General features: G+C 43.3%; 30 protein-coding genes. 19 read left to right on the forward strand and 11 right to left on the reverse strand.

Translation table 11 applies throughout. From position 1 onward, the window contains the following. The first annotated feature begins 59 nt into the window (after positions 1–59). The 4 genes from ACOOEY_RS05405 (at position 60) to ACOOEY_RS05420 (ending at position 3,565) form a co-directional block, all read left to right on the forward strand. Positions 60–1,445 (forward strand): arginine decarboxylase, encoded by a 1,386-nt coding sequence (locus ACOOEY_RS05405; protein WP_420387654.1) that lies wholly within the window; start codon positions 60–62, stop codon positions 1,443–1,445. A 29-nt stretch (positions 1,446–1,474) separates the two neighbouring features. Further along, the gene (locus ACOOEY_RS05410) at positions 1,475–2,032 is read left to right on the forward strand and encodes a GNAT family N-acetyltransferase (protein ID WP_420387655.1); all 558 of its coding nucleotides are present in this window, start codon (positions 1,475–1,477) and stop codon (positions 2,030–2,032) included. A 67-nt stretch (positions 2,033–2,099) separates the two neighbouring features. Then, positions 2,100–2,663 (forward strand): Crp/Fnr family transcriptional regulator, encoded by a 564-nt coding sequence (locus tag ACOOEY_RS05415; protein ID WP_420387656.1) that lies wholly within the window; start codon positions 2,100–2,102, stop codon positions 2,661–2,663. Positions 2,664–2,734: 71 nt separating this feature from the next. Next, the gene (locus tag ACOOEY_RS05420; RefSeq protein WP_420387657.1) at positions 2,735–3,565 is read left to right on the forward strand and encodes an SRPBCC family protein; all 831 of its coding nucleotides are present in this window, start codon (positions 2,735–2,737) and stop codon (positions 3,563–3,565) included. A 29-nt stretch (positions 3,566–3,594) separates the two neighbouring features. Here ACOOEY_RS05420 and arsC read toward each other — a convergent pair whose 3' ends face one another. Together arsC and ACOOEY_RS05430 are read right to left on the reverse strand one after the other, a co-directional pair. Further along, positions 3,595–3,945: an arsenate reductase (glutaredoxin) gene (gene arsC, locus ACOOEY_RS05425; protein ID WP_420388636.1), complete on the reverse strand. Its 351-nt coding sequence runs from the start codon at positions 3,943–3,945 to the stop codon at positions 3,595–3,597. Then, complete coding sequence (locus tag ACOOEY_RS05430) at positions 3,941–4,303, reverse strand: hypothetical protein (protein ID WP_420387658.1); 363 nt, start codon at positions 4,301–4,303, stop codon at positions 3,941–3,943. Before ACOOEY_RS05430 ends, arsC begins: the two co-directional genes overlap by 5 nt. 37 nt (positions 4,304–4,340) lie before the next feature. Between ACOOEY_RS05430 and ACOOEY_RS05435 the strand changes: the two genes are divergently transcribed. From ACOOEY_RS05435 to ACOOEY_RS05450, 4 genes are all read left to right on the forward strand, one after another. After that, complete coding sequence (locus tag ACOOEY_RS05435; protein WP_420387659.1) at positions 4,341–5,237, forward strand: aldo/keto reductase; 897 nt, start codon at positions 4,341–4,343, stop codon at positions 5,235–5,237. A gap of 55 nt (positions 5,238–5,292) precedes the next feature. Then, complete coding sequence (locus ACOOEY_RS05440; RefSeq protein ID WP_420387660.1) at positions 5,293–5,826, forward strand: YfiT family bacillithiol transferase; 534 nt, start codon at positions 5,293–5,295, stop codon at positions 5,824–5,826. 77 nt (positions 5,827–5,903) lie between these two features. Then, positions 5,904–6,281: a VOC family protein gene (locus ACOOEY_RS05445; RefSeq protein ID WP_420387661.1), complete on the forward strand. Its 378-nt coding sequence runs from the start codon at positions 5,904–5,906 to the stop codon at positions 6,279–6,281. A gap of 51 nt (positions 6,282–6,332) precedes the next feature. After that, complete coding sequence (locus ACOOEY_RS05450) at positions 6,333–7,139, forward strand: SUMF1/EgtB/PvdO family nonheme iron enzyme (RefSeq protein WP_420387662.1); 807 nt, start codon at positions 6,333–6,335, stop codon at positions 7,137–7,139. Here ACOOEY_RS05450 and ACOOEY_RS05455 read toward each other — a convergent pair. Together ACOOEY_RS05455 and ACOOEY_RS05460 are read right to left on the reverse strand one after the other, a co-directional pair. Next, positions 7,129–7,788: a hypothetical protein gene (locus tag ACOOEY_RS05455; protein ID WP_420387663.1), complete on the reverse strand. Its 660-nt coding sequence runs from the start codon at positions 7,786–7,788 to the stop codon at positions 7,129–7,131. The genes ACOOEY_RS05450 and ACOOEY_RS05455 overlap by 11 nt on opposite strands. 4 nt (positions 7,789–7,792) lie before the next feature. Further along, a complete protein-coding gene (locus ACOOEY_RS05460) occupies positions 7,793–8,923 on the reverse strand; it encodes a DUF819 domain-containing protein (RefSeq protein WP_420387664.1) in 1,131 nt (376 codons plus the stop codon). A 75-nt stretch (positions 8,924–8,998) separates the two neighbouring features. On the opposite strand from ACOOEY_RS05460, the gene ACOOEY_RS05465 reads away from it, so the two are divergent. The 3 genes from ACOOEY_RS05465 (at position 8,999) to ACOOEY_RS05475 (ending at position 11,833) form a co-directional block, all read left to right on the forward strand. Beyond that, on the forward strand, positions 8,999–9,583 hold the full coding sequence (locus ACOOEY_RS05465; RefSeq protein ID WP_420387665.1) for a Crp/Fnr family transcriptional regulator: 585 nt from the start codon (positions 8,999–9,001) through the stop codon (positions 9,581–9,583). Positions 9,584–9,663: 80 nt separating this feature from the next. Beyond that, entirely contained in the window at positions 9,664–10,329 is a 666-nt protein-coding gene (locus ACOOEY_RS05470; protein ID WP_420387666.1) for a hypothetical protein, read from the forward strand. Positions 10,330–10,408: 79 nt separating this feature from the next. Next, the gene (locus ACOOEY_RS05475; RefSeq protein ID WP_420387667.1) at positions 10,409–11,833 is read left to right on the forward strand and encodes a sulfatase; all 1,425 of its coding nucleotides are present in this window, start codon (positions 10,409–10,411) and stop codon (positions 11,831–11,833) included. Positions 11,834–11,840: 7 nt separating this feature from the next. Here ACOOEY_RS05475 and ACOOEY_RS05480 read toward each other — a convergent pair whose 3' ends face one another. Beyond that, positions 11,841–12,911 carry a VOC family protein gene (locus ACOOEY_RS05480; RefSeq protein WP_420387668.1) on the reverse strand — a complete coding sequence of 357 codons (1,071 nt, stop codon included), beginning with the start codon at positions 12,909–12,911 and terminating at the stop codon, positions 11,841–11,843. A gap of 197 nt (positions 12,912–13,108) precedes the next feature. Between ACOOEY_RS05480 and ACOOEY_RS05485 the strand changes: the two genes are divergently transcribed. From ACOOEY_RS05485 to ACOOEY_RS05495, 3 genes are all read left to right on the forward strand, one after another. Next, positions 13,109–14,509, forward strand: coding sequence for a Gfo/Idh/MocA family protein (locus tag ACOOEY_RS05485; RefSeq protein WP_420387669.1), 1,401 nt, complete (start codon positions 13,109–13,111; stop codon positions 14,507–14,509). A gap of 76 nt (positions 14,510–14,585) precedes the next feature. After that, positions 14,586–14,813 (forward strand): hypothetical protein, encoded by a 228-nt coding sequence (locus ACOOEY_RS05490; RefSeq protein WP_420387670.1) that lies wholly within the window; start codon positions 14,586–14,588, stop codon positions 14,811–14,813. Positions 14,814–14,900: 87 nt separating this feature from the next. Next, positions 14,901–15,389, forward strand: coding sequence for a c-type cytochrome (locus ACOOEY_RS05495; RefSeq protein WP_420387671.1), 489 nt, complete (start codon positions 14,901–14,903; stop codon positions 15,387–15,389). Between the two features lie 29 nt (positions 15,390–15,418). Here ACOOEY_RS05495 and ACOOEY_RS05500 read toward each other — a convergent pair whose 3' ends face one another. The 4 genes from ACOOEY_RS05500 to ACOOEY_RS05515 all read right to left on the reverse strand — a co-directional run bounded on the left by ACOOEY_RS05500 (position 15,419) and on the right by ACOOEY_RS05515 (position 18,660). Beyond that, positions 15,419–16,102 (reverse strand): LytR/AlgR family response regulator transcription factor, encoded by a 684-nt coding sequence (locus tag ACOOEY_RS05500; protein ID WP_420387672.1) that lies wholly within the window; start codon positions 16,100–16,102, stop codon positions 15,419–15,421. Beyond that, on the reverse strand, positions 16,099–17,109 hold the full coding sequence (locus ACOOEY_RS05505; protein WP_420387673.1) for a sensor histidine kinase: 1,011 nt from the start codon (positions 17,107–17,109) through the stop codon (positions 16,099–16,101). Before ACOOEY_RS05505 ends, ACOOEY_RS05500 begins: the two co-directional genes overlap by 4 nt. Further along, the gene (locus ACOOEY_RS05510; protein WP_420387674.1) at positions 17,106–17,963 is read right to left on the reverse strand and encodes a hypothetical protein; all 858 of its coding nucleotides are present in this window, start codon (positions 17,961–17,963) and stop codon (positions 17,106–17,108) included. Before ACOOEY_RS05510 ends, ACOOEY_RS05505 begins: the two co-directional genes overlap by 4 nt. A gap of 175 nt (positions 17,964–18,138) precedes the next feature. Then, the gene (locus ACOOEY_RS05515) at positions 18,139–18,660 is read right to left on the reverse strand and encodes a D-glycero-alpha-D-manno-heptose-1,7-bisphosphate 7-phosphatase (protein ID WP_420387675.1); all 522 of its coding nucleotides are present in this window, start codon (positions 18,658–18,660) and stop codon (positions 18,139–18,141) included. 146 nt (positions 18,661–18,806) lie between these two features. Here ACOOEY_RS05515 and ACOOEY_RS05520 point away from each other — a divergent pair, with 146 nt between their 5' ends. Further along, positions 18,807–19,595, forward strand: a complete 789-nt coding sequence (locus tag ACOOEY_RS05520; protein WP_420387676.1) for a polyprenol monophosphomannose synthase — start codon at positions 18,807–18,809, stop codon at positions 19,593–19,595. Here the strand turns inward: ACOOEY_RS05520 and ACOOEY_RS05525 are convergent. Beyond that, positions 19,557–20,777, reverse strand: a complete 1,221-nt coding sequence (locus ACOOEY_RS05525; RefSeq protein WP_420387677.1) for an ABC transporter permease — start codon at positions 20,775–20,777, stop codon at positions 19,557–19,559. The two genes, ACOOEY_RS05520 and ACOOEY_RS05525, sit on opposite strands and share 39 nt — an antisense overlap. A 130-nt stretch (positions 20,778–20,907) precedes the next feature. Between ACOOEY_RS05525 and ACOOEY_RS05530 the strand changes: the two genes are divergently transcribed. The 4 genes from ACOOEY_RS05530 to ACOOEY_RS05545 all read left to right on the forward strand — a co-directional run bounded on the left by ACOOEY_RS05530 (position 20,908) and on the right by ACOOEY_RS05545 (position 24,951). Beyond that, positions 20,908–21,975, forward strand: coding sequence for an exo-beta-N-acetylmuramidase NamZ domain-containing protein (locus ACOOEY_RS05530; protein WP_420387678.1), 1,068 nt, complete (start codon positions 20,908–20,910; stop codon positions 21,973–21,975). A gap of 713 nt (positions 21,976–22,688) precedes the next feature. Further along, complete coding sequence (gene fmt, locus ACOOEY_RS05535) at positions 22,689–23,609, forward strand: methionyl-tRNA formyltransferase (RefSeq protein WP_420387679.1); 921 nt, start codon at positions 22,689–22,691, stop codon at positions 23,607–23,609. Further along, positions 23,606–24,112 (forward strand): dihydrofolate reductase, encoded by a 507-nt coding sequence (locus tag ACOOEY_RS05540; protein WP_420387680.1) that lies wholly within the window; start codon positions 23,606–23,608, stop codon positions 24,110–24,112. The genes fmt and ACOOEY_RS05540 overlap by 4 nt, the downstream gene beginning before the upstream one ends. A 50-nt stretch (positions 24,113–24,162) precedes the next feature. Continuing rightward, a complete protein-coding gene (locus ACOOEY_RS05545) occupies positions 24,163–24,951 on the forward strand; it encodes an SDR family oxidoreductase (protein ID WP_420387681.1) in 789 nt (262 codons plus the stop codon). Between the two features lie 2 nt (positions 24,952–24,953). Here ACOOEY_RS05545 and ACOOEY_RS05550 read toward each other — a convergent pair whose 3' ends face one another. After that, complete coding sequence (locus tag ACOOEY_RS05550; RefSeq protein ID WP_420387682.1) at positions 24,954–25,361, reverse strand: RDD family protein; 408 nt, start codon at positions 25,359–25,361, stop codon at positions 24,954–24,956. Positions 25,362–25,483: the final 122 nt, after the last annotated feature.

Raw genomic sequence — 25,483 nt, forward strand, 5'->3', positions numbered from 1 at the left:
GATTTGCAATTCACAATTTGTTTTAATCTTTGCGAATTATCTATAGACAAGGCATATAAATGAAGAGCTACTACGACCTGATTGACCAGACATTTGAATTTCCCACCAAAGAATTTAAAGTGAATGGTAAGTACCTGGAGTTTCATGATATACCACTTAAAGAAATCATCAAGGAACATGGTACCCCTTTAAGAATCACCTACTTACCCAAGATTTCTCAGAACATTCAGAGTGCAAAATCCTGGTTTGAAAAAGCCATGAAGAAGCATAAGTATGAGGGAACCTATACCTATTGTTATTGCACCAAGTCGAATCACTTCAGCTTTGTTTTAGATAAGGTTATTGAAAATGGTTGTCAGATTGAAACCTCTTCTGCTTTCGATATTCCGATTATTCGCAGCCTGCACAAGAAAGGCAAGATCGACAAAAACACCCTGGTGATCTGTAACGGATTCAAAAGACCGCTTTACACGCAATACATTAGCGAGCTCATTAATGACGGTTTCAACAACTGCGTTCCTATTCTGGACAACCTGAATGAGCTGGACTACTACAAAGAGCATATCAAAGATGACTTTAAGGTAGGCATCAGAGTAGCTGCTGATGAAGAACCAAACTTTGAGTTCTATACTTCAAGGCTGGGAATCCGATACGGAGACATTAAGGATTACTACAAAGAACAGATTGAAGGCAGTAAGGCCACGCTCAAAATGCTGCACTTCTTTATTAATACCGGCATTAAAGACACCGCCTACTACTGGAGTGAGTTGAGCCGCTTTATGTACAAGTATTGCGAGCTGAAGAAGATTTGCCCTTCTCTCGACACTGTAGATATTGGTGGTGGATTCCCTATCAAAACCTCACTCACTTTCGAGTACGACTATGAGTACATGGTGGAACAAATCGTTGAAAACATTCAATGGATCTGTAACAAGAACAATGTACCGACTCCAAACATTGTCACTGAGTTTGGCAGCTTCACGGTAGGTGAAAGCGGTGCTCACATTTACTCAATTCTGGATCAGAAGCTTCAAAACGACAAGGAGCTTTGGTATATGATCGATGGATCTTTCATTACTCATTTACCTGATGCCTGGGGCCTGAATCAGAAATACATTCTATTGGCCATCAGCAAATGGGATCATCCATTCCATAAGGTGAACATGGGTGGTTTAACCTGCGATAGTATGGACTACTACAACTCAGAAGCCCATACTTCAGAGGTGTTCCTTCCGCTGATTGAAGAAGATGAAAATCTGTATGTGGGCTTCTTCCATACCGGGGCTTATCAGGAATCACTGGGTGGCTATGGTGGTATTCAGCATTGTCTGATTCCGGCACCAAAGCACGTGCTCATTGACCATGATGAAAATGGTAATCTGGTGAATCGCGTATTTGCCGAAGAGCAGGTAGAAGAGACCATGCTGAAGACTTTGGGTTACTAATAGCCGGAAAGACCTTTTATTCCAGATTCATGAGTAAGGAATTCCCACACCTGCTGACCGATCGGCTTTGCCTGAACAAACTACAGTCAGCCGATATTAACGCCATTGTGGAGATGGCCGGGAATAAGAATGTCTCAAAGAATACGCTGAACATTCCCCATCCTTATGAGCCGGAACACGCCAGGGCCTGGCTAAACATGATTGACGAAGGTTTTGAAAAAGGAACCATTACCACCTTTGGCATCAGGCTCAATACTGACCAAAGCCTGATTGGAGCCATTGGCCTGAGAATAGAGCCCAGGTTCAATCGGGCTGAATTAGGTTACTGGATTGGAGAAGGCTACTGGAACAAAGGCTATGCTACTGAAGCTTTGGCTGCTGCCTTGAAGTTTGGCTTCCTTGAGTTGAAGCTCAACAAAATATTGGCAACACATCTGGTGGAAAATCCTGCCTCAGGTCGGGTCATGATTAAAAACGGCATGATCAAGGAAGGAGAGCTTAAGGAGCACATCCTTAAAAATGATGTGTATTTGAGTCTGGTACAGTATAGACTTACCAGGCAGGAGTACCTAAGCCTGAATAGTTGAACTCTATAGACCTGCTGTCGTTGTCTATGAATCATAGGTTCAAACATCCGGAAGAATATACAAGCATATGAAAAACCTGGAAAACTGCATTCGAGAGCAGGTCGATGTAAACACCTCCACTGTAGAATCTATCCTTTCCAGGTTTGAAAGGATAGCACTGAAGCGTGGTGACTATTTCCTGAAGCCCGGATCTGTTTGCAGAAAGATGGCATTTATCGACTCAGGCTATATGCGCATGTTCAATATGGCAGACGGAAAAGATATTACGCTATGGATTGGAAGCCAGGGTAAGTTTATTACTTCTCTGGCCAGCTTTACCTTCCTCACTCCTAACTTCTGGAACATTCAAGCTATTACAGATTGCCAGCTACTGGTCATAGACAGAGAGTCACATTTCGAACTCTGCCAGCAAGAACCAAAGTGGTTGGAATTTGACAATAAACTTCTCGCAAATGCATATGCCCTTTTGGAAAAGAGCATGTTTGCTCAACTTCATACTACTGCCAAACAAAGGCTAGACAATCTGTTGGAAGAAGAACCGGAACTATTCCTGAATGTACCTCTTCAGTATATTGCCTCAATGATTGGTATTACTCCCGAGTCACTGAGCAGACTAAGAAAACATCGCTGACTTTGGTTTCTTAACAAATATCAAGAGCATTTAGGATGCCGATGCAGAGTTTTGTGAGAAACAAAACCATTATGAACCGCATCCAAAAAGCACTTACTTCCAATGCCCTCTTCTCTGGTATATCAGGATTAATGATTCTACTGCTGAGCGGAGAACTCAATAAACTATTTGAAACCGGCAGTCAGCCTGCTTTTATGATGGTAGGTTCAGGTCTGCTGCTTTTCGCTCTGTTTATACTCAGCACTACTAAAACCCAGAATCCTGTTAGTGCTCTTCTGATCATTGTCATGGATTTGATGTGGGTTATTGCCAGTATTTATGTATTGATTCTCAACCCCTTCTCTGTCTCTCCATTGGGTCAGTATATCATAATAGCCATTGGAGTGATGGTGCTCCTAATGGCCATCAATCAAATAAAGGCTCTCTCCTTACTGGACAATATTAACGGTCAGGTCAAATCCATCTCCTTTAACAAAGAGGTGAACAGCTCAAGACCAAAGGCCTGGAAAGTGATATCAGATATCGCCAACTATCATAAGGTGGCTTCAAATATAGATGGAGTACAAATTCTTTCGGGTGAAGGAAAAGGAATGGTTAGACAATGCAGTCACGGAAAAGACCATTGGACAGAAACCTGTACCTCCTGGATTGAAGAGCATGAATACTCCTTTCTTGTCGATACTGCTGCTTCAGATTATCCCTTTCCCTTTAGTTACCTGAAAGGAACATGGGAATTGCATTCCACATCACCCAAGAAGACCCGGATTGAAATGACTTTCGAATTCCAGTTCAGAAAGAAATTCCAGACCTGGCTCATTTACCCCTTAATGAAAAACAAGTTTCAGAAAGTCGGTGAAGACTTACTGAACTCATGGATGTATCAAATTGAAAATGAAGTATAGGTATCTATCCCTTAAGATCGCAGACCTGACTACCCAATCAGTTTCTTTACATTCTCTGGCGGTCGGCCGATCACGGCCTCTTTTCCCTTGATGACTATCGGTCTTTCAATAAGCTTGGGATGCTCTACCATGGCTTTGATCCATTCTTCGTCAGAAAGGTTCTTGCCCTTGTATTGTTCCTTGTAGATGGCTTCTCCTTTGCGCAGCAGTTGTTCAGGTTTAATCCCCAGCATGTTAATGATATCGGCCAACTCTTCTTCCGAAGGAACGGTTTTCAGGTATTCTACCACCTGAACCATTTCGCCACTCTCTTCAATTAACTGAAGTGTTTCCCTGCTCTTTGTACACCTCGGGTTGTGTAAAATCTTTAACATATCAATACTTTCTCGCTGTCAGAATAATCTTTCCGCTGCCATTACAATTCTTGCATTTGATGCCAAAATCATCTTTACCCCTACCGGAGCAATAATAGCAGTCTACCTCTTTTTCAAGTATCTCTCCCGGAAGTTTCAGTTTAGGCTGCCAGGCCTTGGCTGAACTCTCCTTTTCGTACTTCTTAGCCCTTAACAGGTAGGTAATGTATTTGATCTCTTCCAGCTTTGGATAAGCCTTCACCATTTCGATCACATTGTTGAAATACATTTCCTTGTTTCCCTCTTTCAGCGACCATTTTCTTTTCGAAATAATATACCTTGCCTCAAGATTATCAATCTTGTGTGTTTTGGAATTACGCCCCATAATAAGTTGAAGAAAATAAAAATTAATTCATGATAAAATGAAAACTTCATTAAATCAAGACTTAAATATATCAAAAATGGTTCATGGAGTCTGGCGTCTGGCCGACTGGAACTACTCGAATAAAGAGATAGAAGAACTGGTTGAAGGATGCCTGGAACTGGGCATAAATACCTTCGATCATGCCGACATTTATGGCGATTATTCATGTGAGACCCTTTTTGGTGAAGCCCTGAAGAACCGGAGCGACCTGAAAGAGCAAATGAAGATCGTGACCAAGTGTGGCATCAAACTGATCTCTGAAAAAAGACCTGAGCACAGAATCAAGCATTACGATACCAGCTATGAACATATTACATGGTCGGCAGAGAATTCACTCAAGATGCTGGGAGTTGATGTTATTGATGTACTGCTGATCCACAGACCTGATCCTTTCATCGATACGCATGAGGTGGCCAAGGCATTTAGCAAACTCAAGGAAGAAGGAAAGGTAAAGGCCTTTGGAGTAAGTAACTTTCTGCCTCACCAGTTTAAAGCATTGCAGGCTGCGCTCGATTTCCCTCTGGTGACCAATCAGATTGAAATCTCATGTGTCTCACTCAAGGAGTTCGACAATGGCAGCTTAGACTTATGCCAGGAGCTGAATATTCAGCCGATGGCCTGGTCGCCATTGGCTGGAGGAGCCATCTTCAATGCGCAAACGCATCGTATGATGACCTTGAAAAATGTACTTCACAAGATTTCGGACCAATACAGTACCACCATTGATGTGATCATGTATGCCTGGCTACTGGCGCATCCTGCAGGCATTATCCCGGTGATTGGAACCGGGAAAATAGAAAGAATCAAGGCGGCCTATTCGGCCCTGGACATTCAGCTTTCAAGACAGGAGTGGTTCGAAATATGGGTAGCTTCAAGAGGTGAAAGCGTACCTTAGGCCGGCAGAACACCTCATCAGCATTCACGATCTAACATAACTACTATAACGACCTATGAGCCAGCATAACTTGAGTTTCCCCATCGGGCCATTTAAAGCCCCTGAAGTAATAAGCCAGGAAGTACTGGCCGGGTGGATACAGGAAATTGATGAGGTGCCCTACCGATACCGGCAAGCCGTTCAATCCTTGACTGACGAGCAACTGGATACTCCCTACCGACCTGATGGCTGGACAGTGAGACAGGTAATTCATCATGTACCTGATAGTCACCTGAACTCATATATCCGCTTCCATTGGGCATTGACTGAAGACCAGCCTACCATTAAAGCTTATGATGAAAAGGCCTGGGCTGAGTTGAGCTACCAACAGGAAGTCCCCGTCCGGGTATCACTCGGTTTGCTGGAGTCTATACACGCCAGATGGGTCATCTTATTGAGGCAGATGACAGAAGCTGATCTTGAAAAGGCCTTCATTCACCCTGAAAGCAAGGCTGTTTTACAATTAAAAACAGTCATAGGTATGTACGCCTGGCATGGGGAACATCACCTTCAGCATATACTTCAACTCAAAGAAAGAAAAGGCTGGTAAAAGGGGCTTCTCAGGTATTTCATACTTTAGTATGAATGCTTAGAGCGGGCATTCACTCAACTTTAAAACAAAAAATCATGGATAAATCAGTAGGAGCTATCGGTTGGATCGACCTCACCGTTAACCAGGCCGAGGATGTGAAGGACTTTTATGCTGAAGTGGTTGGCTGGAAACCGGAACCTGTCTCTATGGGAGACTATAACGACTATAACATGTGTACTGATGGTGAGCCCAAGGCCGGCATTTGTCACAAGAAAGGACCGAATTCACACATTCCTTCTCAGTGGATGCTCTACATTAATGTGGCTGATATGGACGCTAGTTGTGAAGCAGTTAAAAAGCTGGGCGGCAAATTACTCACAGAGATACAAGAGATGAAAGGTTATGGCAGATTTTGCCTTATTGAAGATCCGGCCGGAGCCACCTGTACTCTCTTCGAACCAATGGCTGACTAATTTTCGTATGTAGGCCAAATCTTCTAAATTCATATTACCTAAAACCAAAATATGAAGACTGTTACTGTTTGGTTCTTTTCACTTATTGCCATTTTTTTCTCTGCCGACAAAGACTGTATGACCTGTAATAAGCAGGATAGTCAGTACCTCTGTGCTTCGAACACATTGCCCATTAATAACAGACTCTGTATAGATATTACCGAAGTCCCGGCTCATGTCTATAAAGATTATCTGGCTTCTTTAGCGGCTGAGTTCGGACGGGAAAGCGATGAGTTTTCACAGGCAGAGCCCAACTATGGTCTATGGGCTCAGGTTTTTGAGGGAGTATCAGCCAATGCACTCAAAGAAAAGTTTATCTCTACTGATGAGTTGGCCCTGATGCCAATCATGGGTATCAGCTTTGAACAGGCGAATAATTTTGCCGCATGGAGAACTAAAACCATGGAAGCCTTACTCAATGAGATGGGTAAAAATGAGCGGGCAGCATTCCCCAAGAAATTCAGATTCAGACTGCCCAGCGAAAATGAATGGGCGAGAATCCGATTTTTGATCCAGGATAAAAAAATGCTCAAGCAATTAGAGAAAATTGCCAAATCGAATGAGTCATCTTTCAAGCTCTCTAAAAGTGACCTGATGTCTTCCAGTCAGAAAATAAAGCCAGTTTACTTTGAGGCTGCCGAAGACATTGGCTTCTATAATGTTTTTGGCAATGTTGCCGAAATGACCTCCACTAAAGGAGTAGCGATGGGCGGCAGTTGGCAAAACCCCAATTCCGGCAAGGTCTTCACCCAGCCCTTTACTTATGATGGTGCTTCTGCGGCAGTTGGTTTAAGAATGATTTTCGAGATTATAGAATAAACATGAGGATAATGGCCACCACAACAAAGGCCAGTACAATGAGTTTCCAGACACCTGAGTAGATAGCCTCTTCAGAAGCCTGCGCATTCCTCATGGCCTCTAACCAAACCGGTGGTTTCCCTCCCTTCCCTTCACTCTCGATTTTCCTTTCAACAGGTTCTGCTAAAAGCTCATGGAAGAAGTAATAAGTCTTTTCGTCTCCGTATTCATAAATCTTCTGCCCCACTTTGAGCTTTCCACAGTAGATAGACGAGCGAAAGGAATTGTCACTGCTTTCATCAATAAAGCTCAGGCCCAGACAAAGGCTATCTCCCAGACTGATCTTTAGTTGTCCTCCCTGTTTAAAATTCAGTTCAGATATTCTGGCTTTAAAGGAGGACTTGTCCATGGTATAATCAACTTGTTCTTCCAGTTCGACATCAATCTGCTCCACCCCTGCTTCAGCAAGGATTTGATTCAGCTCTTCTGTCTTTGCAAAATGATAAAAGAAACTATCCGACTTCAGTATATAGCCCTCCAGTTGAGCATTGTATAAGCGGAATAACTTCAACTGATTCATGGGAACCACTCCGGTCTTGAGATAAATACCATCTGGCCCGACAACCAGCTTACGCTCACTTTTCGAAGAGAATAGATAAAACTTTGTCATGCACTTAGACTAAGCCGGCCACCACAAAACCCATATAGGTACCCAAACCTGTACCCAGGGAGCCCGCGAGAATGGCCGGAAGTAGTAAATCATTTCTTTTGAAGCTCTTGGCCAAGGCTAAAGCTGTACTGGCACCACCAATATTGGCTTGTGAAGCTATGGCTATAATGGACCAGTCTGATTTTAACAGTAAGCCCATAAGTATCAGAAAAGCACCATGAACCAAAACAATCATGACCGTAAAAAGCAGAATGCTTACCGCATGTTCACCCACCTCAACCAAGGCCGTAAGCTCACAAAATGCTCCCACTACAACCAAAAAGAGGTAGACCGCAAACATACCCAGCAACTTGGCTCCGGGAATGTTCTGAATCACTTTCAACTGTGCTAAAACCAGTGCAATGGTGGTTAATATGAGAACAGAAGGAATGGCTGTTGACTCTGCCAAAGCATCTGAAACCAGCATGGCAGCTAAGCCGATGAACAACATAAGCCCTAGCCTGAGTGGTCCTACATGTTCTCGCTCCGTATAGTTTTCTACCTTTTCAGATCCTGCCACAATCAGTTCTTTATGGGGCCTGAGCTTCATCATTATAGCCGGCAAGCTCAGCGTAACCAACATCCAGACAGCCGTTACAATATTGTCTGCCACTACGATTCCGGTATAAATAGCACCTTCTCTCACGATATCATAATGCAGGGCTACGGCATTGAAATTGGCACTTCCTCCAGTATAGGTGCCCGTCATCATTCCGGCAATAGCTGCATAGTTCTGACCGAAAACCTCCTGATAGTCGATCAGGTTAAGAGCCACAATCACTCCCAGAGTCGTACCCATAGCTCCCATCACAAAAGCCAGCAGCATAGGCAGGCCGGCTTTCTTTAACTCCTTTAGATTTACTCCCAGCAACAAATAAAAGATACTGGCAGGAGCTACATATTTAAAGATAGAATCATAGACCGGACTGGCATTGGAGGCGGAAGGAATCAACCCAAGATTGGCTAATATGGCACCGAGAATAATCACCAGCAGCGGACCACTGATATGTTTGAGTATGGTATTCCTGGTTAGCCACTCACTGACGAAGATCAGCCCGCAAAGCACTGTGAGAATATACAGTGGGTTTTGGATCATGGATTTTAAGATAGGGATTTACAACTTAACTTTAAGCCAAAATCAATTTAAGCATAAGCAGATCAGTCGAAATTTATGTCTGAATTATTGAGAACCATTTTCCCTCCAGAGAAAGTAAGCTCTTCTGAATTCGAAGAAATTCTCTCCAATCATAGTAAAAAGGATTTTCAGAAGAAGCAGCACATTATCAATAGCGGAGACATCAATAAGCAGTTCTGGTTTGTTGAAAGCGGCTTTGCCCGTTCCTACATTATCAATAGTGAGGGAGAAGAAATAACCACAGGCTTCTTCGGCAAAGGTGACATTGTCATTGACTGGGAATCATTCTTTATGAGGTCTGCCACTCTCGAATCTATTGAGTGCCTCAGTGATATGGTGCTATGGGAAATTCAACAAGACGACTTCCAACGCTTATTCGATAGTGTTGATTCCTACAGGGAACTGTGCCGGGCCATTCTGGTTACCTCGCATTTCAAACTCAAGAAGTATCATTTATCCTTTGTGGCTGACTCAGCCCTGGAAAGGTATCAGAAGCTGCTTCAAACCAGGCCGGACATTGTGCAGGAAGTTTCACTCAAACACATTGCCTCATATCTGGGCATCACAGATACATCGCTCAGTAGAATCAGAAAAGAAATGAGTCTCAATCGAGGTAACTGATTTCTTTCTTGTCATATGCGAAGAAAATGAAAACCAGGCCGGGGTAATTTTGGGCACTGTTAATCAAAAAAAACCGTGTCATGGAAAACGTCTTTTCCTTCCTTCCCCTATCATTTATAGCCATAACTCTGGCCTCCTTATTTTTAATTTACCGGGCTACGCAAGACAAGCGAACCTTAATCATTCTTTCAGTATGGGCCATAATTTTGACAGTACTGAGTCTCAATGGCTTTTATGCAGACCTTGATGCTATTCCTCCCAGACCTATTTTTCTATTTGTCTCTATCATTCTGCTGGTCATATTTTTAAGCAGAACCTTAAAGCCCGGTATAGGAGCTGTGAAAGCCCTGTTGGCAATCCATATACTCAGAATATTTGTAGAATTAGTCTTACACCAGATATACATCAAAGGAGACATTCCGGTCGACATGACCTATGAGGGTTTCAACTTCGATATTATTTCAGGTATTTCAGCTTTGGTGCTTTTCCTTCTCGTGCAAAGCCAGGGTGTTGAGAAATACCGAAAGCTCATTTACTACTGGAATTTCCTTGGACTGGCTTTACTGGCCATTGTAGTCATCACTGCGATTCTCTCTTTACCTACACGCTTCCAGCAACTCAACTTTGATCAGCCAAATGAGGCGGTGCTTTACTTTCCTTATGTGTTATTGCCAGGGATCGTAGTGCTTATTGTCTTACTATCCCATATTCTTCTGCTAAAAACCCTAGGTAAGGGTAAAGCATAAAACAAGTCACTTTCTGTTGGGTTTGACCTGAGTGTATATCTCGGAGATAGTCGCTATGTTTAAGTCTTAATCCAGGCTTATGAAGCGACTTCTATTTCCTCTTTTGTTGATTCCTCTCCTTTGGAGCTGTGAAAAAGATACATCTGAAAGCACTTCAACCCCTAACATCATTATTGTGTTCACTGATGACCAGGGTTATCAGGACATTGGCACCAACGGAGCTGTGGGTTTCGAAACACCCAACCTGGATCGCATGGCTGCAGAAGGCATCCGTTTCACTGACTTCTATGCGGCTCAGGCCGTTTGTTCAGCATCCAGAGCCGGACTGCTAACTGGTTGCTACCCCAACCGGCTGGGCATTCATGGCGCTTTCATGCCCAACGCCAAAAAAGGACTAAACCCGAACGAGGTCACCATTGCCGAAATGCTGAAAGACAATGGATACCAAACCGCTATATATGGCAAATGGCACCTGGGTGATGCGCAGGAGTTCCTGCCTACCCGACAGGGTTTTGATGAGTATTTTGGCATTCCCTATTCTAATGACATGTGGCCCTACCACCCACAACAAGGCCCTGTCTTCAATTTCGGACCATTACCCCTATATGAAAATGAAGAGATCATAGACACACTAACCGATCAGTCATCTCTCACTACTCAGATTACTGAGAGAAGTGTAGACTTTATCAGGCGCCATAAAGACCAGCCCTTCTTTCTTTATGTAGCACATCCTCAGCCCCATGTCCCTCTTTTCGTTTCTGATAAATTCAAAGGCAAATCAGAAAGGGGGCTTTATGGCGATGTGATTATGGAGATAGACTGGTCAGTAGGCGAAATACTAAAAGAACTAAAAGCTCAGGGCATTGACGAAAATACATTGGTGATTTTCACTTCTGACAATGGTCCCTGGCTGAACTATGGAGAGCATTCAGGCAGCGCCTTGCCTTTAAGGGAAGGTAAAGGCACCGCACTGGAAGGTGGTCAGCGAGAGCCGGCCATTGCCCGTTGGCCTGGTAAACTGGAAGCCGGTAAAACCATTTCCACTCCCATGATGAACATTGATGTATTACCCACCATTGCAGAAATAACCGGAAGTCAGTTACCCCAACAAACCATTGACGGCAAGAGTGTATGGAAGGTATGGACAGGTGAAACAAGTGACAGTCCACAGGAGGCCTATTACTTCTACTATCATGTGAATGAATTGCAAGGAGTGCGATATAAGAACTGGAAAATGTACTTCCCCCACTCTTATCGAAGTCTGAATGGACGTGAGGGTGGAAAAGACGGCCTACCGGTTCCCTATGAATACCTGAAGTTTGAAGAGATTGCCCTCTATGATCTCAGCCAAGACATCAGTGAAACTACCGATGTGGCCAGTGAATATCCCGAGGTAGTGGAAGAAATCAAGGCATTGGCAGCTAACATGCGTCAACGTCTGGGAGATGCGCTTACTCAGGTAGAGGGTTCAGAAACAAGGCAGCCGGGTATGATTGAGAACTAGCCTGAATCTATTGATTGAACCGGTATACATACCTTTCCGGCCCCAGCACATTTGACGGAAGATTGGTATCGCTAATATCGTCCTTAAACTTCCACTCTATGCTGATGGCCTTATCATCAGCATAATCCTCCATACCTCTTCGTTCGTCCACCAGACCAATAAAGCCCGATGTTGTCGTTTGATAGATCTTCGTCCAGCCCTGGTCAGCTACCATTTGGTAACCAAACACTTCATTGTAATAGTTTTGCTGGGCCAATAAATCACGGTGATAGGTCCAGGTGATAGAACCATAGAAATACAAGTCATTAATTTTAGTCTGTATTCTGGGAAGATCAGCAAGCGCAGCCATGAATAGTTCATTTTCCGGATGCTGTTTGAATTGCTCAAATTCTAACAGGTAACCTTCCGGATCAATAGCCACAAAACCATCGTGTGGACCGCCCTCTTTCGGTTTGTAGGTATATTTGATTTTTACGCCTTTCTGCTGAACATAGGTATACCATTCCGGTAGCTGATCAGTAAGCAGAGCAATTGCGGTAGACTTGGGTAAACCTGCCGGAAATTCCTCCGATACCGGGTTTACCTGAATATAAGCATCTACCCCAATCTGAAAGCGATTGGCACCAACTCTGGTTAAGCCCAAAGTTTCACCATAAAAGGCCAATGCCTGATCGACATTCTCATAATACAAATGAGTGATTTGCTCCTGTATACTCAGTGAAGAATAGGTTCTGAAATCAGAGTTAGCCATTAGCAATTCACTGATTCCCTGTGGGCTGTAGCCTAAAAGCCGGCCCATCCTTCTACCTAATTCGATTGGACTACTCTCACCCGCCTTAACATCTGCCTTCAGCTGATCATATTGAGTCTTCCTTAATTCATCTTTATAAATACCAAAAATGGATTTACGCTCTGTCAACGCCCCATCGTACAAAGGCGTGACCGGGAAATTGTCTTCTCTAAAAATGCTAAGGCCCATAGACTCTGCGATGTTCAAGAAATCCGCCTCAAAAGCATCCGCCTCAGCCGGTTCAAAAATAGGGCTTAGGGCCATTGGCTTGGCCGTATTACTAACCATTTCACAGTAGACTTCAAAAGCATCTAAGGTTTTAGCTTTTTCTGATTCACAGGAAAAAAGAAAACAACTTAACGAGAGAACAAGGATTTTCAGAGTCACTTTCATCGAATCAGGTTTATACATTGTCAAAAGTAATCTTCTATTTGATTTTCAGAAAAAAAGGTAGGAATATGCTATTTCAACCTTAACAAATAGAGATGAGCAGAATTGACAGACGGAATTTTTTAAAGAAAACCTCACTTACAGCAGCAGCACTGGCAACCGCTACAGCCTTCGATAGTTGTGCTGCAGAAGAGCAGGAAAGACCCACAGGCTCCCAGTATATGGGAGATTTTGCAGCTCCTAAGTTAGATACCGTCCGTATCGCGCTCATTGGTGTAGGTGCCAGAGGTAGCGGGCATGCCAGCGACTTTGCCTCTCTGGAAGGTACTGAGATAGTAGCTATAAGTGACCTCTATGAGGATTGGGCCCAGCGCTCTGCCGATCGATGCAAGGAACTGGGTAATGGACAAAGACATCAGGACATCAAACTCTATCATGGCGAAGAGGATCTCTGGAAGCAGATGCTAACCGAAGTGAAACCTGATGCAGTAATCATTGCTACGAATTGGAAGAATCATGCACCCATGGCCATTGAAGCCATGAAACAGGGAGCACACGCTTTTGTAGAAGTGCCTATGGCTACGACTATAGACGAAATGTGGGCCATTGTAGACACATCTGAGTCGACCGGCAAGCACTGCATGATGATGGAGAATGTGAACTATGGCCGAGATGAGCTGATGTTCCTGAACATGTGCCGTCAAGGCTTGATTGGCGATATACTGCACGGAGAAGCTTCTTACATCCACGAGCTAAGATTCCAAATGGAAGAACAGGAACGCGGTACCGGCTCATGGAGAACCTATCATTATGCCAACAGAAACGGAAACCTCTATCCTACTCACGGATTAGGTCCGGTGGCACAGTATATGAACCTGGCCAGAACAGACGATACCTTTGGTACGCTGGTTTCTTATTCAACCCCTGCCATGGGCAGGGCCAAATATGCCAAAGAAAACTATCCGGCCGACCATAAATGGAACCAGCTGAATTACAAGGGTGGAGACCTGAACACCTCCATCATCAAGACACAGTTGGGTAGAACAGTCATGGTTCAGTGGGATGAAACCAGCCCAAGACCTTACTCACGCCTCAACCTGATCCAGGGAACACTGGGCACATTGGCCGGTTTCCCCACCCGTGTGGCGCTTGAAGGTGGAGTGGAAGGCTTTACGGACAGCCATCACTCCTGGGCACAAGGTCAGGAAGCATTGGCAGCGTTAAGGGAAAAGTATGACCACCCATTGTACAGGAAACTGAATGAAAGCACCAAAAACTCAGGCCATGGTGGTATGGATGGAATTATGCGCTACAGAATTGTAGAATCACTTCGCACAGGAACTCCGTTAGACCAAAATCTTTATGAAGGTTGTTTCTGGAGTGCGGTTGGGCCACTCAGTGAAAAGTCGGTAGCAGAGGGCGGAATGCCTCAGGCCTTCCCTGATTTTACACGTGGTAGTTGGAAAGAAACCAAGGCTTTGAGCATTATTTCATAAATCTCTATAAAGCACAGTGAAGTTGAGAATTGACCTCAGTTCTCAACTTTGCGGTGATTTCAACACATTTCACGCAATGAGTAAAGAAAACACTCAAGGTCTGTTTAAGGGACAGTTTATCGGAATGAATGACATGAATGGAAAGCCTATTCACGAAGGGGATTCTGTTCAGTTTTACTATAAAGGCAAATCGGTAGTCTGCCAGGTTGTTTATGTACCAGAGTGGGCTATGTTTTGTCTGGAATGGGCCGATGGTTATAAAAACAAATTCCCGATGAATCCAGAGAAGTATGAGGTAGTCTAATTCCTGAGCTACTTTAGTTACAAAAGCCTACGGTCTGGTGTACTAATTTCATTTCGTGAATGAAATCCAACTTTTTACACTACACCGATGAAAAAATCAGCCATTATTTTAGCCGCATTTTTGATCTTTTACGGCTGCTCTGATTCTGGAAAGAATAACAAAATAGACGAAGCTCAGATTACCGCACCCTCCAACACCGTTGAAGAACTGACAGTAAAGGCAGGTCTGGAAATGTTACAAACCAATTGCTACGCCTGTCATAACCCCAATACTACTTCTCATGACGAAATGCTGGCCCCTCCCCTGGCTGGTATTAAAAACAGGTATAAGAACGCCCACACATCCCGTGAAGAGTTTATTGCAGCCATGTCTGACTTCATCTCCATGCCCACTGAGGAAAAAGCGCTTATGAAAGGTCCGATTAACCGATTCGGATTAATGCCTAAGCCTCCACTTTCCAAAAAGGAAGATATTGAAGCCCTGGTTTCCTTTATCTACGACAACCCTATTGAAACCCCTGAGTGGTTTGCTGAGCACTATAAGGAACAATATGGTGAGGAATGGAAAGAGCAGTAGAATGAGGTAGTTTGCCTAAGCCGCTAACCTCAACCCAGAGCTTTCATCACTTCTTCGCGATAGCTCTGGCCAATAGCTACGAGCTGATTACCAATCTTGATTTGGTTACCTTCAATATACTCTACCTTGGTTTTATTGATAATATAAGATTTGTGAGTTCTTAAGAAGAAATGGTCAGGAAGTTCGGCCAGAAGCTTTTTCATAGTAGTGGTTACAATAAGCACCTTATCCTTCAGATGAACCTTCACATAATCTCCCAAAGCCTCACAAAAAAGAATATCCTCATAGGGAGTTCTGTACACCTTCTTATCCGCCTTAAGCATAATATATTGTTGTATGGGCTGATTGGCTGAGGGCTGACCCAGTTTATCTTTTACCCGCTGTACTGCCTGGAAAAAGCGTTCGAAGGCAATGGGCTTCATCAGGTAATCGATGGCGTTCAACTCAAAACCTTCAACGGCAAATTCCGCATAGGCTGTGGTAAAGATGACCTCAGGTTTATTCTGTAATGACTTATAAAAATTCACTCCCGAAAGCTTAGGCATGTTGATATCGAGAAAGAGCAGATCGACCCGGGTTTTCTCCAGAAAGCTCAATGCCTCCAGGGCATCCTTACATTCTCCGGCCAATTCTAAATCCGGATGATCAGCTATAAATCCTTTGAGAACCTGTCTGCTCAACGGCTCATCATCTACTACAAGGCACTTAATCATTTCAGAGTCAATTTAACTTCAAAAATCTGTTCGGAATCATGAATATCCAGTTCATGCTTAGCCGGATAAATCAGCTCCAGTCTTCTTCTGACATTTTCAAGTCCAATTCCTCCATATTTCCCTTGTTCCATATCATCAATAATTCCCTTGTTATTGCTGATACTAAAGGAGATATGTCGATCAACTTCCAAACTGATCTTGATAAAACCAGAGTCTGATACACCTTTGACGCCATGCTTGAAAGCATTTTCGATTAAAGGGAAGAATAACAAGGGCGCAATTTTCACTTCATCTAAGGCTCCCTTTACTTCAAATGTGACCTGCGTAGAATCATCTGCTCTCAGCTTCTGCAGCTCAATGTAGTTCTCCAACATTTCTACCTCTTTGGCCAATTCTACCTTTTCTTCCGAAACCTCATAGAGCATATACCGAAGTAAATTGGAAAGTTCCAGTACCGTATCTGCTGTTTGCTCACTCCTGGATAAAGCGAGCGAATAAATGCTATTGAGACTATTGAAAAGGAAATGTGGATTCACCTGACTCTTCAATGAATTCAGTTCAATAGAGAGCTTCTCCTTTTCTACCTGCTGAAGCTTGTACCATGACTTGGAGAGCGTAAGTAAAGTACTGAGCACAAGATAAATAGTGAAAATTGACACAAGCACTTCCCAGTCAGTAAAGCTGACCATATAATACTCTGTAGGAAGTGCCGGTAAAAGCAGTTCAAAGGTAAGTTCGTGTATTCCATAGGTTGCCAGCAACAACAATGCAGCGGCAGGAATGTACAGGTAGTACTTACCTTTCTTTAGCAGATAGGGCACCAACAAGAGAAGATTCACATAAACCAGGAATACCAATGGAATATGAAAAAGCAGCGCATAGAAAAAGTCAATAAACTTTAGCAGGCTGGAAATAGCGAAGTAGTTCCCAATGGCATAAATGGACAACACCCAGAACACCGGGTGTTGAATCCATTTTGAGTTAATGACCTTCTGAATCTTTATCATTCTTCAATTCTGCTATAGAGTATTGCTTCTTCAAAGACCGTTTCGTCATCTGAATATTTGTCAATGAATTTACGCAACTCATTAGTTTGTGCGGTCAAAAGAATAGAACCATCAACATTCTCATGCCTTAGTCTCACGAGGTTGCTCTCAAAAAGACGCTTCATTTTTTCATGGTCAAATTGAATCAACCTTAACTTATCACCTTGCAAGTCTACCTTCATAAAAGTATGAACCGGGAACCAAACTTCACTGGCTACATTTCTTTCTGCCATTTCGCCATCAGCAGCATACAAATCCAGAAATAAATCACCTCCGATATCCGTTAAAATGGCTTCGTAGGTTTGTCTTTGTTTACCATCTACCCAGGTGAGTAAATAGGAGTCTTTGGAAGTTCCAAAATCAAACGCACCGTTTCTACCAACACCGTTCAGGGCATTGCTGATATTGACCAGAGCTTCACCCATTCTATCGGCAAATTCAGAGCTGATACTCGCCAACTCCTTATCGTAATAGGCCTGAATCTTCTCTCGGTCTCTGATGGTATCTCCTTCCACGACTATAAATTCATCATCATCAAATTCAATGGAAAAACTGGTTTCTACTTTTGGTTTCTCCTTTTCGTCACCCTTCTTTTCAAGGGGAGTTCCTTTGGTATACGAGACCTGACCATCGAGCTCAATACCTCCACGAAAAACCAGATAAGAATCTGAGTCTTCGTCCAGACTCCATTTACCTTCCAGTTCCGGCAGATACAGTTTGCTGTCTTCAGTATAAATAGGAAAGAGAGAATAAACACAGGAGCTCATCAGGAATATCAGTGCTCCAAAGGCAACGAATACTTTTAGCTTTTTCATGATTTTGAGTTTTTGATTGTTGTTCGTTTTCATGCTTCAAATGTGGCAGCACGGAAAGACCTACTCAAATTTTATCGGTGAACACTATCATTTTCGGGATGAACAAGGCTGACTCTCCTATTGAGTCTTGAAATAGAGATTAATAACCCACAGTCCCGTGCTCATCCTTTATTCCTCATTGGGCACTCCGTATGACTTCTACTGCTTCTGCCAAATGACCCACTTTAAAATCAGCGTATTCAGAAGCCTGCTTATCTGTCAGATGAATGGTTTGCATCCCTAATTTCTTGGCCGGAATCAAATCTCTTTCCTTATCACCGATCATCCAGCTTTCACTTACATTTACCCCATGTCTGGCAATGGCTCTTTCAAACATGAGTGATCCAGGTTTTCTACTCAGGCTTTTGCTGACCGATTCATGACCGGGCGCAAAATACAAGTCATCCAATACTCCATCACAAGCCTGCTGAATCCGTTCGTGGCATTCGAGCACAAAGTTTTCATCGTAATTCCCCTTGGCAATTCCGCTTTGGTTAGTTATCACAATCAACAGATAACCGGCAGCTTTGAGCTTCTGCAATGGGGCAGCGATATCTTCAATCACTTTAAACTCTTCAAGCCTGGTTACCTGATACCCCAGCTCTTCGTTCAATACTCCATCGCGGTCTAAGAACACACAAGGCCTTGATTCCATCATCTTAACATCTTTTACAGAAAGCTACCGAACAAGCTTCACACTGCAGCCGTTTTCCTTTATATTCAATCAATGAGCTAAAATAAGGAAAGATTATTTTCCACTCAGAATCGCTCATTATTCTAAATCGTTTAGTTTTGTCGCTTCCTATGAGTGATAGCATAGTCATCATACCAACCTATAAGGAGAAAGAAAACATTGCTCAAATGATCGATGCAGTAATGAAGTTGTCGAAAGACTTTCACCTGCTCATTATTGATGATAACTCTCCCGATGGCACTGCCGATATTGTGAAAAGCAAGATGGATGAATACAAAGGTCGCTTGTTCATTGAAGAGCGTGCTGGAAAACTGGGCTTAGGCACAGCGTATATTCATGGCTTTCGTTGGGCGCTGAAAAGGGACTATGAGTACATCTTTGAAATGGATGCCGATTTTTCTCATAACCCGGTTGATCTGGTCAGACTCTATAAGGCTTGTGCTGAAGTGGGAAATGACATGTCCATTGGCTCCCGTTATGTCACAGGAGTAAATGTAGTGAACTGGCCTATGAGCAGGGTGATGCTCAGCTACTTTGCCAGCCACTATGTGAGGCTCATTACAGGTATGCCGATCAATGATACCACAGCGGGTTTTAAATGCTACCACCGTTCAGTGCTTGAAACCATTGAGCTGGACAAAGTGCGCTTTATGGGTTATGCCTTCCAGATTGAAATGAAATTCCTGACCTGGAAATATGGCTTCAACATTACTGAAGTACCCATCATTTTTACTGATAGAACCCGTGGCGAATCTAAAATGAGCGGGGGAATTATTAAGGAAGCTGTCCTGGGTGTAATGCAAATTAAGCTCAATAGCCTTTTCCGAAATTTCAGAAAGGAAATGGACTTACAACCCAGGTTAGTCGAATCGAATAGCCTTAACGGGACTGACTCTTGAGATAATCGCAGTGGGTAAGACCAGTGTTACTCCCACCAGCAAAAGTGTCAATATATTGAGCCCGGCAAACTTTAGCCAGCTCCACTCAATAGGCACATGATCCATATAATAAGTAGAAGCTTCAAGTGGAATAATATGATAGCTGTATTGCAGCCAACCGAAGAGTAAGGCAATGCCATTCCCCACCAGCAGCCCTTTTAAAACCAGGCGAATACCATTGTAGGTGAAAATTCTCCGGATGAGTTTGTTGGTAGCGCCAAAAGCCTTGAATGAACCAATCATTGAGGTTCGCTCCATGATGAGGATAAACAAGACCGAAACCATATTGAAGCAGGCCACAAATAATATCAGGCCGATCAATATATGGACATTCTGAGCCAACAGGTTAAGCCATTCGAATACATTAGAGAATTTCACATCCATTCGCTCGGTATATTGCTCAACACTCAGGTACTGAACCAATTGATCATCTGTTGCTTCAATTTGATTGATATCGTTGATAAAGACTTCGTAACCTCCTACCTGATTGTCCTCCCATCCATTCAGCCCTCTGATCAGTTTGATATCTCCAATCACAATCTGGTTGTCAAAATCTTCGAGTCCCGAGTTGAATATACCTTTAACTGTAAGTCCTCTGGTTCTGGGAGGATCCATTACAAAATAGGTTACTATCCTGTCTCCTACACCTACCTGCATTTGACGAGCCTGTTTCTCACTGATAAGTACTTCATTGCTAAACCTTCCTGTATCGGACAAAACGGGAAAGCTGCCCTCAACAAGATACGGTTTGAATGCCGTGGTATCGAAGTCCGGTCCCATACCTTTGAACAGGAGACCAAAAACCTCATCATTCATAGATATCAGTCCCGGCTTATGTGCAAACTGCTGAATATGCCTGATGCGACTATCATTCAGAATATTTTCCTTTCGTTCCTCATCGAGCACAATAGGTGCTTCTTCGTAAGAGTTGGTTAATGTGAACTTTCTGATCTGAATATGACCTGAGAAGCTGAAGATTTTGTCTTTGATGCTGCTTTGAAACCCTCCCAGAATCATAAATGACACCAGCATAATGGCAATCCCCAAAGCAACACTGGCTATGGCTATTTTATGGATAGTCCCTGAGAAACTACCTTTTTCAGTACTGTTGATTCTTTTGGAAACGAAATAAGGGAGGTTCAAGATTATGGTTATTTTTAGCCTCAGTTCTCAAAGATAAACGAAGCAGATGATTCGCCTATTCCTATGCCTTCTCATTTTTTCATGTTTTGCCTGTTCTGAAGCCCAGGAACTCAGACTCGGTGCTGAGAGAATGGAAACTTATTTACCTCTTTTGGAGGGCAAACGTGTCGCCTTGGTCGTTAATCAAACCTCAACCCTGGGCAAAACTCACCTGGTGGACACACTAATGAGTCGGGGTGTAGAAGTGGTAAAAGTAATGGCTCCCGAGCATGGTTTCCGGGGTGAGGCAGCTGATGGTGAGACCATTGACAATAGTAAAGACGCGAAAACAGGCCTGCCAATTATCTCCATCTATGGTAAGACCAAAAAGCCAACAGCAGAAATGCTGGCCGATGTGGATGTACTTATTTTCGATATTCAGGATGTTGGCGTCAGGTTCTACACTTTTATCAGCACCATGCACTATGTAATGGAGGCTGCTGCTGAAAACAACAAAGAAGTCATTGTGCTCGATCGTCCTAACCCCAATGGGATGTACGTAGACGGCCCTGTAAAAGACAGTGACATTAACAGCTTTGTGGCCATGCACTCCATTCCGGTTGTTCATGGCCTGACGGTAGGTGAACTGGCACGAATGATTAATGGTGAGGGCTGGTTAGCCGATCAGGCGAAGGCTGACCTCACCGTAGTTCCAATGGAGGGATGGGATCATTCACAAACTTATTCTTTGCCTATTAGCCCATCTCCCAATCTACCTACAGATAACTCCATCACCCTTTACCCCAGTCTGGCGCTCTTCGAGGGCACAGTGGTCAGTGTTGGAAGAGGAACCGACCATCCATTTGAAGTGATTGGCCATCCTGATTTCGGGCAGGGAACTTATACCTTTACTCCACAACCCAATGCCGGATCAAAGTACCCTCCCTTGGAAGGCAAGCAGTGTTTTGGACAAAGCTTCGTGGGAACCTATGCCCCTCATGAATTCAAATTGACCTACCTGCTTGAGTATCACAAAGCTTTGAAAAATGATACCACCTTCTTTAGAGATTACATTGACCTGCTGGCCGGCACTAAAGAATTTCGCAAGCAGGTAGAAGCCGGATTATCAGAAGATGAGATCAGGGCCACCTGGCAACCCAGGCTCAATAGCTATAAAGCCATGCGGAAGAAGTATTTGTTGTATCAGGATTTTGAGTGATAACTACTAAAAAAGTCATCAGAAGAGTACAGCTTCTAATCAATGTTCCAGTCTTGATAATAATATTAGGCACCTCTGGACTGTGTCTATATTTAGTTTCATTTGAAATTCTGGAAAGTCAATATGTTCTGTTGGGTTTTCTAATAGAATTCCTATTTGCATGGTTGTATTGGAGTTTTGCAATAACTCAATGGAGAATTTGGGCACTATCTAAAACTGAAGACCCTTTTGAATTAAGACTTGAAACTGATACTGTCGGGCTAATTGAGCCAGAAGGAAGTTTTTTTTTTGAAAAAACGGAAATTAGAACTTCTAGACAGAATCACCTAATTCAAGAACTTGAGAAACAAAAGCTGTTTCAGCTAAGAGAAAAGGTCTTCCAATAAAACGCTGAATATTGACATTACTGCGTACTCCACCTCAGTCGCCCAATTGAGGCATATCATAAAAGTCTATAAAGGAAGGTACAATAGTACTAATTCTGCCTCCTAAATTTTGGACATATTAAATCAGTTTTCCTAATCAGCTTTTAGGTTGTATTAAAATCCACCTCCGTCCTACGGACAGCTCCGCCAGCGGAGGATATTCGTACAAGCCGATGCTATAGCGGTCTTAGTGTCCCCGCTGGCGGGGTTAGGGGTGGATACTTGAAGTTTCAAAGGCAATGAACCTTCCAATACATTCCCTATTTTTGAGACTCAGAAAAATACTGAATGACTGATCTCCGAATTATATACATGGGCACTCCTGAATTTGCAGTGCCAAGCTTACAAATACTGGTTGAAAACGGATTCAATGTGGTAGCTGTCATCACAGCTCCAGACAAACCCAAAGGTCGGGGACAAAAGGTGGCTACCTCTCCGGTGAAAGATTATGCTGTTGAACAGAACATTCCGGTACTTCAACCAACCAACCTTAAGTCGCCTGAGTTTATTGAGGAGCTTCAAAGCTATCAGGCCAACCTCCAAATTGTGGTCGCCTTCCGTATGCTGCCGGAGGTAGTATGGGATATGCCTGAAATTGGAACATTCAACCTGCACGCTTCCCTCCTACCGCAGTACAGGGGAGCAGCGCCTATTAACTGGGCTATTATCAATGGGGAAAAGGAAACCGGGGTAACGACCTTCTTCCTCAAACATGAGATTGATACAGGAAATATCATTTTCCAGGAAAAAGAACCTATCGAAGAAGACGACAATGTTGGCGATTTATACCTGCGTCTAATGGACCGAGGTGCTAAACTTGTACTCAAAACCGTGGAAGCAATTCAGGCAGGTGACTATCCGCAATTACCCCAAAACGAAGCACAGGAAATCAAACACGCACCAAAAATCTTTAAAGAAACCTGCGAAATTGACTGGAGTAAATCATCCGAAGAAGTCTATAACTTCATTCGTGGTCTTTCACCCTACCCTGCTGCCTGGACCACTTTAAATGGCACCCAGTTTAAAATTTATAAAGCTCAGAAACTGGACTTTACTGTAGCAGGTGAACAACCTGGTGATTTCAGTACCGATAACAAAACCTATCTTCATATTCAAACCGGAGGCAAAGCCCTCGCCATTGAAGAACTGCAAATGCAGGGTAAGAAACGTATGTCTATCGAAGACTTTCTAAGAGGAAACAGCTTATGATCAAAACCATAGTAGCAGCTAAAGCAAGGAACAATGCCATTGGAAAGAATAACGACCTCCTTTGGCATCTCCCCGATGACTTTCGATTTTTCAAACAGGTTACACTGAATCATGCTGTTATTTTAGGACGAAAGACTTTCGATTCTCTGCCAGGCTTACTTCCAAAGCGCACATTCATTATTGTCACCAGGCAAGAAGACTATACCGCTCCCGAAGGTCATTATGCTGTCAATAGCCTGGAAGCGGCCTTTGATCTGGCTGAACAAACACTTGGGGTTCAAGAAGTATTCGTTATCGGAGGAGGAATCATTTATAAAGACTCACTCGATAAAGGCCTGGTAGATAAAATGCATATCACCGAGGTAAATGCCATTATTGAAGGAGCTGATACTTTCTTCCCTGACTTCGACCACAGAGACTGGGACGAAGAAAGAAGAGTGCATCACCCTATCGATGAAAAGCACCAATATGCGTTCGACTTTGTAACTTATACAAAAAAATAGTCCTGGTCTGACACCTCCCCTTTTTAGGAGGTGGACGGAGGGCAAGGGGTATGAACCTACAAAACAAAACCATTTGGCTTACCGGAGCATCATCCGGGATTGGAGAAGCACTGGCTAAACAACTTTCCACTCTTGGAGTCAATCTTATTCTGTCTTCAAGGAGAAAAGAGGAATTAGAGAGGGTAAAATCTACCTGCCAGCATCAGGAACGCATTGCTATTCTCCCCCTCGACCTAATGAAGTCTGATGAGTTTGACGCTAAAGTTAAGCTGGCCCTGGAAGCTTTTGGACAGGTTGATATACTGATTAACAATGGAGGTCGCAGTCAGCGATCTTTGGTCAAAGACACCAAGTTGCAAGTTGACAGAGACCTGATGGAAGTGAACTACTTTGGTTCTGTCGGACTGACCAAAGCCATCCTCCCTCATATGCTAAGCCGAGGTTCAGGGCATTTTGTGGTTGTCACCAGCCTGACCGGAATTTTCGGCACTCCATATCGTTCAGGTTATGCAGCCAGTAAGCACGCTCTGCATGGCTTCTTCGATAGCCTGAGAGCAGAATTAGAAGACAGTGGAATCAAAGTAACCATAGCCGCACCAGGCTTTGTCAAAACTAACGTCAGCGTCAATGCTTTTACCGGTGATGGTTCTTCGCTAGGCAGTATGGATGATGCACAAGCCCATGGACTGACTCCCGAAGCATGCGCTAAAGTGATTATCAGTGCTATGTCAAAAGAGAAAAGAGAAGTCTATATCGGCCGCGAATCCTATGGTGCTTATGTGAAACGCTTTCTTCCCGGACTGTTCGCCAAAATGATCAAGAAAGCAAAAGTGAGGTAAAGTTAATCCGTAACGTCCTTTTTATAGTACACTGCCGTATTGCAAACCAAATCATGAATACATCGGCTGTCTTCCCTTGTATAAGAAACAATAAAAGAAATCCATCCAAGTGAGGCCTTAATAACAAAACGAAGTAAGGAATTCAAAAAACCAATTTTCCGAGACCTGTCATCCTCCATTCTTACTTCAATCCCCATCAGTTTATGTCCAATGGTTCCTCCATTGAAGCCAACCCAATAAGGCTCATAAAAGTAAAACACCCACACATAAATCAGAATTTTTACCCAGTCTTGAATTGGCCCAATTGTGTCGAAAAGATAGGACAGAGCAATGAATAAAATGAGGATGAGAACTGCATCTATAAACATAGCCTTGATCCTTAAAATTGTGCGGGGGTATTGTACTTCCATCAAATAATATATAATAAGGAGTTCAAGATATTCTGCCGAATCAAGTTATACAAGACTCATCTTATATTTTCAGTCTAGTTATGCATTCGGTCACTTAAGATACATACATTAATATCCTATTT

This window comes from Roseivirga sp. (assembly GCF_965216855.1).
Lineage (GTDB): Bacteria > Bacteroidota > Bacteroidia > Cytophagales > Cyclobacteriaceae > Roseivirga.

Bases quoted from the DNA above. Each gene is read 5' to 3' on its own strand.
- ACOOEY_RS05405 (WP_420387654.1), top strand. From the start codon at position 60: ATGAAGAGCTACTACGACCTGATTGACCAGACATTTGAATTTCCCACC.
- ACOOEY_RS05410 (WP_420387655.1), top strand. From the start codon at position 1,475: ATGAGTAAGGAATTCCCACACCTGCTGACCGATCGGCTTTGCCTGAAC.
- ACOOEY_RS05415 (WP_420387656.1), top strand. From the start codon at position 2,100: ATGAAAAACCTGGAAAACTGCATTCGAGAGCAGGTCGATGTAAACACC.
- ACOOEY_RS05420 (WP_420387657.1), top strand. From the start codon at position 2,735: ATGAACCGCATCCAAAAAGCACTTACTTCCAATGCCCTCTTCTCTGGT.
- ACOOEY_RS05430 (WP_420387658.1), bottom strand. From the start codon at position 4,303: ATGGGGCGTAATTCCAAAACACACAAGATTGATAATCTTGAGGCAAGG.
- ACOOEY_RS05435 (WP_420387659.1), top strand. From the start codon at position 4,341: ATGAAAACTTCATTAAATCAAGACTTAAATATATCAAAAATGGTTCAT.
- ACOOEY_RS05440 (WP_420387660.1), top strand. From the start codon at position 5,293: ATGAGCCAGCATAACTTGAGTTTCCCCATCGGGCCATTTAAAGCCCCT.
- ACOOEY_RS05445 (WP_420387661.1), top strand. From the start codon at position 5,904: ATGGATAAATCAGTAGGAGCTATCGGTTGGATCGACCTCACCGTTAAC.
- ACOOEY_RS05450 (WP_420387662.1), top strand. From the start codon at position 6,333: ATGAAGACTGTTACTGTTTGGTTCTTTTCACTTATTGCCATTTTTTTC.
- ACOOEY_RS05455 (WP_420387663.1), bottom strand. From the start codon at position 7,788: ATGACAAAGTTTTATCTATTCTCTTCGAAAAGTGAGCGTAAGCTGGTT.
- ACOOEY_RS05460 (WP_420387664.1), bottom strand. From the start codon at position 8,923: ATGATCCAAAACCCACTGTATATTCTCACAGTGCTTTGCGGGCTGATC.
- ACOOEY_RS05465 (WP_420387665.1), top strand. From the start codon at position 8,999: ATGTCTGAATTATTGAGAACCATTTTCCCTCCAGAGAAAGTAAGCTCT.
- ACOOEY_RS05470 (WP_420387666.1), top strand. From the start codon at position 9,664: ATGGAAAACGTCTTTTCCTTCCTTCCCCTATCATTTATAGCCATAACT.
- ACOOEY_RS05475 (WP_420387667.1), top strand. From the start codon at position 10,409: ATGAAGCGACTTCTATTTCCTCTTTTGTTGATTCCTCTCCTTTGGAGC.
- ACOOEY_RS05480 (WP_420387668.1), bottom strand. From the start codon at position 12,911: ATGGTTAGTAATACGGCCAAGCCAATGGCCCTAAGCCCTATTTTTGAA.
- ACOOEY_RS05485 (WP_420387669.1), top strand. From the start codon at position 13,109: ATGAGCAGAATTGACAGACGGAATTTTTTAAAGAAAACCTCACTTACA.
- ACOOEY_RS05490 (WP_420387670.1), top strand. From the start codon at position 14,586: ATGAGTAAAGAAAACACTCAAGGTCTGTTTAAGGGACAGTTTATCGGA.
- ACOOEY_RS05495 (WP_420387671.1), top strand. From the start codon at position 14,901: ATGAAAAAATCAGCCATTATTTTAGCCGCATTTTTGATCTTTTACGGC.
- ACOOEY_RS05500 (WP_420387672.1), bottom strand. From the start codon at position 16,102: ATGATTAAGTGCCTTGTAGTAGATGATGAGCCGTTGAGCAGACAGGTT.
- ACOOEY_RS05505 (WP_420387673.1), bottom strand. From the start codon at position 17,109: ATGATAAAGATTCAGAAGGTCATTAACTCAAAATGGATTCAACACCCG.
- ACOOEY_RS05510 (WP_420387674.1), bottom strand. From the start codon at position 17,963: ATGAAAAAGCTAAAAGTATTCGTTGCCTTTGGAGCACTGATATTCCTG.
- ACOOEY_RS05515 (WP_420387675.1), bottom strand. From the start codon at position 18,660: ATGATGGAATCAAGGCCTTGTGTGTTCTTAGACCGCGATGGAGTATTG.
- ACOOEY_RS05520 (WP_420387676.1), top strand. From the start codon at position 18,807: ATGAGTGATAGCATAGTCATCATACCAACCTATAAGGAGAAAGAAAAC.
- ACOOEY_RS05530 (WP_420387678.1), top strand. From the start codon at position 20,908: ATGGAAACTTATTTACCTCTTTTGGAGGGCAAACGTGTCGCCTTGGTC.
- fmt (WP_420387679.1), top strand. From the start codon at position 22,689: ATGACTGATCTCCGAATTATATACATGGGCACTCCTGAATTTGCAGTG.
- ACOOEY_RS05540 (WP_420387680.1), top strand. From the start codon at position 23,606: ATGATCAAAACCATAGTAGCAGCTAAAGCAAGGAACAATGCCATTGGA.
- ACOOEY_RS05545 (WP_420387681.1), top strand. From the start codon at position 24,163: ATGAACCTACAAAACAAAACCATTTGGCTTACCGGAGCATCATCCGGG.
- ACOOEY_RS05550 (WP_420387682.1), bottom strand. From the start codon at position 25,361: ATGGAAGTACAATACCCCCGCACAATTTTAAGGATCAAGGCTATGTTT.